12 protein-coding genes and 1 other RNA gene are annotated in these 11,808 nt (G+C 45.1%); 5 read left to right on the top strand and 8 right to left on the bottom strand.

Annotated features, from left to right (window positions below):
* Positions 1-44 precede the first annotated feature (44 nt).
* Positions 45-290, bottom strand: a complete 246-nt coding sequence (locus tag QY309_06460; protein ID WKZ61120.1) for a 30S ribosomal protein THX — start codon at positions 288-290, stop codon at positions 45-47.
* A gap of 59 nt (positions 291-349) precedes the next feature.
* Here QY309_06460 and QY309_06455 point away from each other — a divergent pair, with 59 nt between their 5' ends.
* The gene (locus QY309_06455; protein ID WKZ61119.1) at positions 350-817 is read left to right on the top strand and encodes a hypothetical protein; all 468 of its coding nucleotides are present in this window, start codon (positions 350-352) and stop codon (positions 815-817) included.
* Here QY309_06455 and QY309_06450 read toward each other — a convergent pair.
* Positions 801-1,343, bottom strand: a complete 543-nt coding sequence (locus tag QY309_06450) for a GNAT family N-acetyltransferase (protein WKZ61118.1) — start codon at positions 1,341-1,343, stop codon at positions 801-803. The genes QY309_06455 and QY309_06450 overlap by 17 nt on opposite strands.
* 22 nt (positions 1,344-1,365) lie before the next feature.
* On the opposite strand from QY309_06450, the gene QY309_06445 reads away from it, so the two are divergent.
* From QY309_06445 to QY309_06430, 4 genes are all read left to right on the top strand, one after another.
* Positions 1,366-1,608 (top strand): hypothetical protein, encoded by a 243-nt coding sequence (locus QY309_06445; GenBank protein WKZ61117.1) that lies wholly within the window; start codon positions 1,366-1,368, stop codon positions 1,606-1,608.
* 43 nt (positions 1,609-1,651) lie between these two features.
* An RNA gene (gene ffs / locus QY309_06440) (signal recognition particle sRNA small type) lies at positions 1,652-1,746 on the top strand.
* 59 nt (positions 1,747-1,805) lie between these two features.
* Entirely contained in the window at positions 1,806-2,462 is a 657-nt protein-coding gene (gene fsa / locus QY309_06435; protein ID WKZ61116.1) for a fructose-6-phosphate aldolase, read from the top strand.
* An 8-nt stretch (positions 2,463-2,470) separates the two neighbouring features.
* On the top strand, positions 2,471-3,178 hold the full coding sequence (locus tag QY309_06430) for an ATP-binding cassette domain-containing protein (protein WKZ61115.1): 708 nt from the start codon (positions 2,471-2,473) through the stop codon (positions 3,176-3,178).
* On the opposite strand, the gene QY309_06425 is transcribed toward QY309_06430, so the two are convergent.
* From QY309_06425 to QY309_06400, 6 genes are all read right to left on the bottom strand, one after another.
* Positions 3,175-3,687, bottom strand: coding sequence for a hypothetical protein (locus QY309_06425; GenBank protein ID WKZ61114.1), 513 nt, complete (start codon positions 3,685-3,687; stop codon positions 3,175-3,177). The genes QY309_06430 and QY309_06425 overlap by 4 nt on opposite strands.
* Complete coding sequence (locus QY309_06420; protein WKZ61113.1) at positions 3,684-4,232, bottom strand: RNA polymerase sigma factor; 549 nt, start codon at positions 4,230-4,232, stop codon at positions 3,684-3,686. Before QY309_06420 ends, QY309_06425 begins: the two co-directional genes overlap by 4 nt.
* A 53-nt stretch (positions 4,233-4,285) precedes the next feature.
* On the bottom strand, positions 4,286-5,701 hold the full coding sequence (locus QY309_06415; protein ID WKZ61112.1) for an HD domain-containing protein: 1,416 nt from the start codon (positions 5,699-5,701) through the stop codon (positions 4,286-4,288).
* A gap of 175 nt (positions 5,702-5,876) precedes the next feature.
* The gene (locus tag QY309_06410) at positions 5,877-6,896 is read right to left on the bottom strand and encodes a type IX secretion system membrane protein PorP/SprF (protein ID WKZ61111.1); all 1,020 of its coding nucleotides are present in this window, start codon (positions 6,894-6,896) and stop codon (positions 5,877-5,879) included.
* Positions 6,893-10,597, bottom strand: coding sequence for a PKD domain-containing protein (locus QY309_06405; GenBank protein ID WKZ61110.1), 3,705 nt, complete (start codon positions 10,595-10,597; stop codon positions 6,893-6,895). The genes QY309_06410 and QY309_06405 overlap by 4 nt, the downstream gene beginning before the upstream one ends.
* 161 nt (positions 10,598-10,758) lie before the next feature.
* Entirely contained in the window at positions 10,759-11,808 is a 1,050-nt protein-coding gene (locus QY309_06400; protein WKZ61109.1) for a type IX secretion system membrane protein PorP/SprF, read from the bottom strand.

Below are 11,808 nucleotides of genomic sequence, written 5' to 3'. Positions count from 1 at the left end.
CCGTGCCACCACCATGCAGTTGAATAATTATTAATCATAAAATTCTATTCAGCCTTTTTACGTGCTGTCTTTTTAGGCTTTTCAGCCTTTGATTCATCCTTAGGTTTACCAACTTTCTTCGAACTGGCGCGCTTCAAACGTGCCTTGATCGATTTTTTATTACGGGATACACCGTATGAGCCTCTCCAGCGTTTTCCTTGTTTCGATTTCTTATCGCCTTTACCCATTGACGTAAACTTTTGTGAGGCAAGTATAAGAAGCGTGTTTGAAATTACAAAATCCAAGGCCAAATCGAGGTTATTTTATAACTTAATCACCGGTTAAACGGTTATAGAATAAAAGTGAGGTTATGGCTAAGGCATCTTTACAACTCGTTGACGCTTTGCGCAAAACAGCCCGTAAACTTTCCCAAAGTTCCGAATACCAATGGGGGCATATGGGCTCCTGTAACTGTGGTTTTCTGGCACAGGAAATCACCCGGTTAAACAAAGCCGAAATTCATAGAAGAGCCATGGAACGCTATGGCGATTGGAACGAACAACTAAACGATTACTGCCCTACCAGTGGACTGCCTCTGGACGATGTGATTTCAGAAATGATTGCCTTTGGCTTTGATGCCGATGATCTGAAACACCTGGAGAGACTTTCCGATCCTACGATTTTAAGAACTTTCCCGCTGGAGGAACGGAACCTGAAGCATAATATTAAATCAGATGTAGTTCGCTACCTGGGTGCCTGGGCTAATCTGCTGGAGCAACAATTGGTCAACTCGGTTTCATTACCCGAGTTTGAACTGCCCGTTAAAGCGGAAGTGTAAACAAAATGCAGTCTTTCGGCTCATTGCCTTGATTGACAAACCGAAACCAGTTGGGAAGCCGGGCTTCTTCTTTCAACCCGCATTTCTCCAACACCCGTATGGAGGCCAGGTTCTCCGCATCCACAAACGTCCCGATCCGATAGATGTCAGGCTGTGTCTTTAACATTCGCAAAACCGTTTGCGTGGCTTCCGTGGCAAACCCCTTCCCCCATTGGGTCGGACTTAAAATATACCCGAATTGAATTTTCCCAAAATCATTTATTATTCCAAAGCCACCAATAAGCCTGAACGAATCTTTCAACCGTATGGAAAAAGAAAAATCCAGGCCTGCAGTCCAGGCTGATCGGGCATACCGTAAAAAACTACGGGTATCGCGAATGGATTGATGGGTTGGCCACGATACAAACCGGGTAGCCTCATCCTTGCTGGCGTAGGCATAAAAGATTTCCTCGGCATCTTCGTACCTTAGCCGCTGAAGCACCAATCGCTCCGTTTCTATTTTCTCCGGAATTTTTAAACGTTGCACAGCTTAAACATAACAAATTTACATGCCCAAAAGTCAGAACATTGTTCACCAGTATTTTAAAAAACAATTGGAAGACGGCATCCGGATTTTGGTGAAGGTAAACCCCTATCGGTTTACCGGAACGGAGATTACCATTTCTCCGCAGAACGAAACACACATCCGCGAACTCACATTTGATGAGCAAATTTTTGAAGATCTGGAAGCCGATGGGTTTGAAACCTGTAACCCACTGGAATTCAACCTCTATTTATCCGGTCTCGCCTGAATTTAACCGAATCAAAACCGGAAAACCTTTTATATTTGCACCCGGCAAGCCGGCACGACCAGCTCCTGCTGAACTCCCCCAGGACCGGAAGGTAGCAAGGGTAGGCGGTTGTAGCGGTGCGATGTTCGGTTTGCCATTTTTATTTTCTCCCCTCCGATCAGATTCCTTATTTTTACCCTGTTAAACCACTACCACACATGAAATTTTTTATCGATACCGCGAATCTGAACGAAATCAAAGAAGCTTACGACCTGGGCGTACTGGATGGCGTTACCACCAACCCCTCGTTAATGGCTAAAGAAGGCGTTAAAGGGCATGATAATATCAAGGCACATTACAAAGCCATCTGTAATATTGTTGACAACAACGTAAGCGCTGAAGTAATTGCTACCGATTACGAAAATATCATTAAAGAAGGTAAAGAACTGGCCAAGATTGATGATAAAATTGTGGTGAAGGTGCCCATGATTAAAGATGGCGTAAAAGCCTTGCGCTATTTTTCGAATGAAGGCATTCGCACCAATTGTACATTGGTTTTTTCTGCCGGGCAGGCGCTTTTGGCGGCTAAAGCCGGAGCAAGTTATGTATCTCCGTTTCTCGGAAGATTGGATGATGTGTCACAAGATGGTTTGGATTTGATTGCCCAGATTCGCCACATCTATGATAACTACGGATTTGAAACCGAAGTATTGGCCGCTTCCATCCGCCACGTCATGCACCTGATCAAGTGTGCCGAAATTGGTTCCGATGTTGCCACGTGTCCACTTAGTGTAATCACCGGATTGCTCAAGCATCCGCTCACAGACATTGGCCTGGAAAAATTCCTTGCCGATCACAAAAAAGTAAACGGATAACCCGAAGCATGTTCTCCACCGATCCCGTAGTTCGCGTTAAAGAAGCCAGCATTTTTCAAGACCATAACACGGTTTTGGGAAGCATCAGCTTTGATATTGAAAAAGGTGAGTTTGTTTTTTTGGTAGGAAGAACCGGTTCGGGTAAATCATCGCTGCTTAAAACGATGTATGCCGACCTGCCCCTGCGTTTGGGTGATATCGAAATTGCAGGCTTTAACATCCGGGGAATTAAACATTCGGAAGTTCCGATGTTGCGCAGGAAACTGGGTATCATCTTCCAAGATTTTCAACTTTTCCCTGATCGTACCGTGGCAGAAAACCTGCTGTTTGTGATGAAAGCCACCGGCTGGAATGACAACAGCAAAATGAAAACACGTTTACAGGAAGTGCTGATGAAAGTAGGATTAGGCGCTGTAGAGAAAAAAATGCCGCACCAACTTTCGGGTGGCGAGCAGCAGCGTGTAGTCATTGCGCGTGCACTCATAAATGAACCATCCATCCTGATTGCTGATGAACCGACCGGAAACCTGGATCCGGAAGTATCGTACGGCATTCTGAAAGTCTTTCAGGAAATCAATAAAAGTGGAACCGCAGTATTAATGGCCACCCATGATTACGGGCTGATTAAAAAATTCCCTTGCCGGATTTTAAAATGCGAAGAAGGTAAAGTGATCGACTCGGCTAAAGAGCCATTTGAGTTGACCACCGGGTACTAAGCTTCGGTCTGCTCACGCTCTTCTTCTTCCTGATTTTGTTGATCAATCTTATGAAGCTGCTGGTTCAGTAAATCAATACGAATCAATAAATTCAACACCAACGCCTCCTTTACTTTTTTACTTGGGCTCGTACGCATTTCTTCTTTCAACACTTCATACATGGCTTCCAGTTGCTTGAAGTCGTTTGTAAAACCGTTCAGGTTTGGCTCACCATGGTATGACTCAATCATCTCCACTTTATCAGCAATTTCGCGGAAATAGAATTTCTCCACATCCTGCAATTCTTTCAGCGCAACCTGGTTATCGCTTACCGGAATGAGTTTTGGATACAACAAGTAAGCCGATAGTGCCATAAAAAATACGGCAGCAGCGCGCCAGAAAATCAGGCTTACAGAAGATTGGCTACCAAAAAAAGTGGTTTTGATATTCTTCCACACACGTTCGGATGGCTCCTGGTCATCAAACGCCTGCCGATTGGCCTGTACAAATTCTTCCAACTTTTTACTCATAACATTCCGGTTAACAGTTCCTTCAATTTCTTTTTCGATCTATTCAACTGCGACTTCGAAGTTGATTCGGTTACTCCTAATATCTCAGCAATCTCCTGGTGATCGTAGCCTTCCAGTAAATACAACGAAAGCACCGACCGATACCCATCCGGAAGCGACTCAATGGCGCGCTTCACTTTATCCACCGTCAGCTCCGCCTTATATACTTCCTCTCCTTCTTCTTCAGGTAAATCAAAATCTTCACCTTCGGGCAACAACTCAAACCTTCGCTTCTTCAACGCATTAATCGACTTGTTTACCACAATGCGTTTCAGCCATGATCCAAACGTGGCATCGCCTCTGTAATTGTCGAGATTACGAAAGGCGTTGATGAATGACTCCTGCAACACATCCTCGGCTTCATCTTCACGCCCGGTTATCCGGTAAGCCACGTTGTACATCGACCTGGAATACAGCTTGTAAATCCTGTAATGCGCATCCTGGTCGCCCGCCCGGCAGCGCTCCAGTAAATCATGATGCAAATTCAGGATATTCTGATCCAACACAACAAGTTCCGGTTTAATAGACACCTCATCAGCCCAACCGTTGCATGAAAAGGTTAATTTTTTAGCTCAGAAAGCCCCTTTTCTTCTGCGATTTTGCGCATAAAAGCTAAGGCCTCCTCCCGATCGTTCCGGATTTCACCCTCCAGGATGGCTTCCTTAATCCGATCCTTAATTTCACCTACGACCGGCCCTGGGGTCAATTTGAAAATACGAATAATCTCATCACCGGTAACTGGTGGTTGAAAATTCCGTACCTGATCCTTTTCTTCCACTTCGGCCATCTTCTTCTCTACCAAATCAAAGTTCTTCAGAAAACGATCCACTTTCAGCATGTTCTTGGAGGTGATGTCTGCCCGGCAAAGTTTCATCAAGTCATCAATATCATCACCCGCATCGAACAACAACCTACGTATAGCCGAATCGGTCACTTCTTTTGCCAACGGTATCGGACGAAGATGTAATCGCACCAGGTTTTGCACCTTGGTCATCTTATCATTCATCGGGAGTTTCATTCTGCGAAAAATTCCCGGAACCATCCGCGCACCCCTGTCTTCATGACCGTGAAACGTCCAACCGTGTTCTTTATCGTAGCGTTTGGTTTGTGGTTTGGCAATGTCGTGCAGGATGGCCGCCCAGCGCAACCACAAATCATCCGAAACTTTGGCCACATTATCCAACACCTGCAACGTATGGAAGAAATTATCCTTATGCGCGCGATTGCCTACATACTCTACACCATGGAGTAATACCAGCTCAGGAAAGAAAATTTTTAACAATCCACAATGAAACAACAGTTTAAACCCATACGAGGGCACCGGACTTAAAATGATTTTATTTAACTCATCCGTAATACGCTCCTGCGAAACAATTTTGATACGATCAGCCTGGCTGATCATCGCCTCGTAGGTATCGGGATCAATGTCGTAGGTAAGCTGTGAAGCAAAGCGTGCGGCTCGCATCATCCGCAGCGGATCATCCGAAAACGTCACAACCGGATCAACCGGTGTGCGGATAATTTTCCGCTTCATATCGCCCACTCCATCGAATGGATCAATCAACTCCCCAAAGGAGCTTGCATTCAAACTGATTGCCAACGCGTTAATGGTGAAGTCGCGCCTGAGTTGATCGTCTTCCAAGGTACCATCTTCAACAATGGGTTTTCGGGAATCCGATCGATAGGATTCCTTTCGGGCACCAACAAACTCCAGGTTAAAATCGTGATACGGGATGTGGGCCGTTCCAAAATTCTTATAAATATGAACCTGCACATCCGGACCCAATGCTTTTGCCACAGCCTCAGCCAATTTTATACCACTGCCCACACAAACAAAATCGACATCCGTAGTTTTCCGGTTCAAGATCAGGTCGCGCACAAACCCGCCTACCACATAGGTTTGCAACTGAAGCCGATCGGCTACCTCGCCTATTGTTTTAAAGATGGGATGAGTTAAGGACGTTGCGTTGTTCATGTAAACCTGAAAAACTCAAATTTACAGATAAATCGCGGGCTAACCTGAATACTAGAATCAACTCAAAAGTCAGTTTTCACATGTCAGCCTGAGCTTGTCGAAGGCTATTTTTAGTTACCAAAATCGGTTTCGACAGGCTCAACCTGACATTTAGGTGTGCTTTTTGAGATGGCTTTTAATCTTTAATAAAGGTGGGGCAAGGAATCAGTTTTTCCTTCTTCTTGTTTCGGGTTTGAATGCTGCCAGCCAACCGGTACTTTACACCAATTTCATGTGCGCCACCTCCTATCGGTCCAAGTTCGGAGATGGTTAAGTCATAGCTGTAGCTGATCTCAATCTTTTCAAGATGAAAGCCCAGCACGACCACCATGGCATCTTGGCTGATGTTATCGCTCACATTTTGCTGAATAGGAATTCCACGATACCACAAACCCAACAACACGGGTTCATACAGGAAATACGTTCCAATATCCAACTGATCGAACATGCCTTGGTTTTTATACACAAACGAAGGCATGATGGCCGCCACACGATCACGTTTTAGCATGCCTTGGTATAATGGAATCCGTATTCCTCCATGTATGGTAGTCTTGATAGGAATGATAGCCTCCTCATCGATCAACGACCGGTTGGGTCGGTTAAGGTGGGAAGCCGAGAAGCCCAGCCACAACGTACGACTATAAATCAATGCACCCGCACCAAAATCGAAATAGGTGGCACTTTGGATGTTGTTGTAATCGGCACTGGGTGGTGGATCACCATTGCGATCGAATTCCAATTGATCACTGAAAATCAATTTATTAAAATCAATATTTCGATTGCCCACACCGAAATTCAATCCGGATGAAAACACAAACTTATTTGATACATTTACCTTGTAGGCATATTGTAAATTGATTTGTGTGGATTTCAATCCGGCCGTTCCTGCTTTATCTACCATCGCAAGCACACCAAAACCGCTATTGAGATAATCAATACTGAAGTCATAGGAGAAAGCATAGGTAACATATCCACGCGTGATGTTAGGCCATTGATTACGATGGTTGGCAATGAAGCGCTGATCGTTACCGGTACCACTGAAAGCGGGGTTGAGATACAACGGTGCCGCATAGTATTGTGAGAATTCAGGATCTTGCGCCTGGATCAATTGATGCACAAACAAAAGAAAAGCAATATGCAATCCCCGCTTCATCATCTGATCAAATGAATATCGCCTGTACGCGTAATGCTGTTCCCATTCTCATACTTGGCCGTTATTTTGTACACATACACATCCTGCTGACACAAGGCTCCTTTATAATAACCATCCCAGCCTACTTCAGCGTTGTTGGTTTCAAACAGTAATTCACCCCATCGGTTGAATACCATCATGTTAAACTCCACTACTCCACGCATCAGGGGCAAGAATACATCATTACGACCATCGCCCGTGCCCGGACCTGAACGTCCGGGTGAAAATGCATTAGGAATCAATAACTGAGATCCCTTCTCCACACGCACAGCCGATTGAAGTGTAGTGGTGTCTGTACAACCCGATGAATTGGAAGCAATCAGGGTAATATCATATATCCCCTCCTCCGCATAGTCATGAATAGGTTCAAAAGCAGTTGATGTTGTACCATCACCAAAATCCCAGATAAAGCTTGACGCACCGAAGCTTCTGTTACTGGTATACAACCTGTCGCCTGGAATAAATACTACCTGGGGCATAATGGCAAAAAGCGCGGTCGGACTTTCATACACTTCAATGATGGCTGTTTTGGTTATCTGAACTGTTTCGCCAGTTGCGTTGCTGGCAGAAAGTGTTACCGAATAAATTCCCGGTCGCGTATAGGTATACACTGGATTGATTGCACGCGAGGTTCCTTCATTCGTGCCGAATTCCCAGTAATACGTTGTGGGGTCGGCAAATTGTGATTGATTCGTAAACGTAACGGTTAGTGGCGCACAGCCTGCAGCAGGATCATAGGTAAATTCAAGTATGGGCGGAATGGGATTAATGGTAACTGTGATTGATTGCTGCTGAACACAAATATTATTGGTTACCGTAAGCAAGATGGTGTAAGTACCATACATGGCATACGTATGTGATCCAGGATTCGCCACAGACGAAGTTGTTCCGTCACCAAAATCCCATTCGTATTGCCATGGTCCTGCTGTTGTGTTGTTGGTGATGGTTACGGTTGAATTTGGTAGTGTTTGATTGGTTGGGGTTGCAGTAAAATCTACGGTGATGTTATCAAAGACAGGCACCGTAAACAGGCGCTCGCTTACTCCACTCTGGCAGTTTGCAAAATTTCGGGTTTGTAACGTAACGCGAACATCTTGTTGCGTGGCTGTACGGTTGAAATCAAAATCCAATATGGCATTGGCTGATGTCGTGCTGGAAATGACAACGCCATTCACCTCAATTACCCAGGTGTATTCAGGTAACCCTTTCTGCTCAGCCTCAAAACGCATGAGCATATGGTTACAATCAAACTCCAGCGTATCGGATATAAAATCGGAAGAAGGCACGGGTGCAATACGAATCGTTCGGGTTGAATCCCGAAAGCAACCGGTATTTAATGTGGCACGAAGCGTAACTTGAAAATCACGGATTACCTGGATGTTGTTTTCAAACAAGTAACTAAACGAAGGCGTTGTACCCGTACTGATGTCATCCAACACACCATTCACATCGCTTACTACCCATCGATATTCAGACGGGTTAAGGGCCTGCGTTGAATTGTCGACAGAAAAGTTTACGGTTTGAGGCGAGCAATTCGCATTGAAAGGAGAATAGTTGGTTGAAATAAATCCGGATTGCGGCCCTGGAAACACGGTAATCGTAATCGGTGCTGCAATACGTTCACAGCCATCAACAGTTACTACACGCAGGCGAATCTGGTAATCTTTGTTGACTGTGCCAAAGTTATCAAAATCACGAATGAACTGATTTGAAAAACCCGGATCGGTTGGTCGTTGAATCGAATCTTCCTGAAAGCCTGAACCCGAATCCACTTCCCAAACAAAACGATCGATGGTTACTGGTTGTCCGACTACTGAATTATTGGTGAACGTTACACGCAATACACTGCAACCCGATGTGATGTCAGAAATAAAAGCCGCATTCGGAAGGGGATCAACCACCACGGTCTGCACAATCATTTCTGAACATCCCCCTTGATCGGTCGTTACACGCAGTGCTACATCGTAACTTCCGGCTGGCCCCAGGTTGTGCGTAAAGTTTCGCTGATTGTCCAATGCAGGATCTTTTGTAAACGTTACACCATCGTAACTCATATCCCACTCCCACAATACCATTTGCTGACCGTTAACTGAATTGTGCGTACTGATGTCAGTAAAAGAAGTTTCAGTTCCTTCACACACTTCGTTGAATGTAAATCCGGGATCAGGCTTGTTCCATACCCGAATCTGTATTTCATCAATGCTTTCGCAAGAGGTCACGTTATCACGAATAATCAATCGTGCCCGGTAGATACCTGGATTCAAATAGCTTTCATCAAACGGACCGAGTTGTGTGTTCGAAAACCCCGCAGCGGGCTCACGTCTTACAAGTGCATTGTTCTCATCATAAAACTCCCAACGCCATTGCGTTTCGGGAGTAATAATCCCAACCGAAACATCGGCCAGTCGTACATTGAACGTAGTGAAAGGTGTATTGGCTTCCTGGCAAAAATCCGGAGCTATCGGGTTGCCACTTAAATCCTGTACCTGAATTTGTGCCACCAACGAAGGCGAAATGGTTACGGTGCTTTCAAAAATCACCTCGCAGTTTCCGGCTGCATTGGCATCGCGAACGGTTAGCCGGATAAGTTTCTGACCAGAGGTTGGATAACTGAATGTCGGATTGGTTTGCGAACTGGTGCCCAAGGGTGCTCCTGCACCCGTGTTGTTATCATAAAACTGCCAATTGTAAACGAAGTTTGCTCCTGCTATGCCTGGCGTTTCATTATCAAAGTAGATGTCATCTCCAATACAAAAGATGAACTGAACCGGTCCGCCTGAATTACCCAAACGTGTTAGAAAGGAAGGCACAGGTGCCGGTACAATCACAACACGTCCTGTTGTTATTTGCGGAGGATTGTCACCGTTAACCAAATCACCATTAACGGGATTGAATGGATTGGCATCTAATAAATTATTGTCATACGGATTACATTGATTCCAGTTTTTTAAGGTCAGTTCAAACTCGCGACCAATATCTGCAAGCGTAGTAACGGGAACATCAATCAACAAACTCTGTTGTCCGGGTGCCAACACGGGATAAATGGGATTTGTGTTCGGTGCAGGATTGAAGTATGGAAAACCACCCGGAGTAACACCCCCAACCTGCACACCTGGAATCTGATTGCCTAATGGACCTGTTCCATAAATCCATTGAATCCAACGTGCTTCATTATTCTCGCGTGTGGCGCGCGGAAAACAATTCCAGTCGCTGTTATCGGTGAAGCGAACACTTGCAGCATATCCGGCACACACCCGGTACTCGGCAGGATCCATGGATATGATATCATTCGTCCAGACAACAACTTGTGTTTGAATAGGTACCACACTTCCACGTGGGTTGCAGGCGTTCGATGCATCAATGATTACATCATACCCACATTCAACCGGAGAGTTCGGATAGGTGTGTTGAATCACAACACCTGTGGGATTTACCTGAACGTACACTTCTTCAGGACTACCATCTCCCCAATTAACAAAATACTGTGTACCCGGTGTTGAAGATAGATAGAGTGTTTCAATCTGAACCGTAAAAGGCGCACACCCACGACTGCTGGTAAGAAAGGCAAAACCGGGCTCCATAATCCCGGCACATTGTGCAGACGCCTGATACCAACCTAAAAATAATAATGCAAACAGCAGGATAACTCCTGACCTCACTCCCATCTTAATAACCGATTAGTTAGCTAACCGATTAAAGTCAAAACACTACAGACAACTGCGAATTAATACCTATGGAACCGAAAAGGAACCATGTATATTACCGATTGTCGATGAGTGGAACTTTAGGGGAACCAGTTACCGGAATATGGGGATAAAGGACGGGGTTAATTCCAGAAGCCCTCTTTACTATTGAAGGTGGGACACGGAATGAGGCGGTATTTCTGCTTTACGCTACGTTGTACCGGTTTGGTTGAAAACTGGTACACCAGTGAAATTTCATGCGCACCTCCTGAAGTGGTTTGCAACTCGGATATGGAGAAATCATAACTGTATCCGATGTTCAGGTTCTTCATGTAAAGGCCGAGTTGAATGATCAACGCATCAGAAGACATATTATTGATCACATTCTTTTCCCATGGCTTGCCGCGATACCAGATACCCACTGAAACAGGATCAATGTGATAGTTAACACCCATATCAAATTGCGAAAAGGACTTTCCTTGCCAGCGATACATGATAGAGGGTGTAAGGTAGGAAACACGGTATGACCGGGAGCGAAGCCCTCCATCCGAGAGATCCAAACGAAAACCAGCATGCACAGTTCCTTTCATAGGTAAGCGACTTACATCACCAAGAACAGAAAGGTTTGGTTGATTCATGTGATGAAAAGCAGTACCGATCCAGAAGGCACGGTTATACAACAAGGCACCTGATCCAAAATCAAAATAACTTTGTCTCCCGATACGATCCTGATCCGGATCAATGGAGTAGTATTGACCATCGCGTTCAAACTCCAGACCATCACCCAAGCGCAAGCGGCTTCTGTCGATTCCGTTTGTTCCGTATCCAAAATACAATCCAGGAGAAAACACCCAGTTATCCGTAATCTTAACTTTGTAGGAATACAACACCCCAACGGTTGTGGTTCGCCATCCGGCCGATCCCATCTTATCTGTTGTTGCCAGAATACCAAAACCACTTCGTAATTCATCAATAAAAATATCGTACGAAGCGGCATACGTAGCAAAAGCTTGTGGCAGGTTGGGCCACTGTACCCGGTGATTGAATGTTACTCGTTGCTGCGGTGTGATGCCCGTAAAGCCCGGGTTCAAATACAACGGAGCCTGGTAGTATTGCGAAAACTGAATGTCCTGCGCATGCAAAGTCAGTACAATCAACATTCCAAAAAATAAACCTGATAGTTTCAAGCGCAT

The organism is Cyclobacteriaceae bacterium, from assembly GCA_030584025.1.
Classification (GTDB): domain Bacteria; phylum Bacteroidota; class Bacteroidia; order Cytophagales; family Cyclobacteriaceae; genus UBA2336.
Note: the sequence above shows the minus strand (reverse complement) of the source record. Positions and strands in the feature narration are given on the sequence as shown.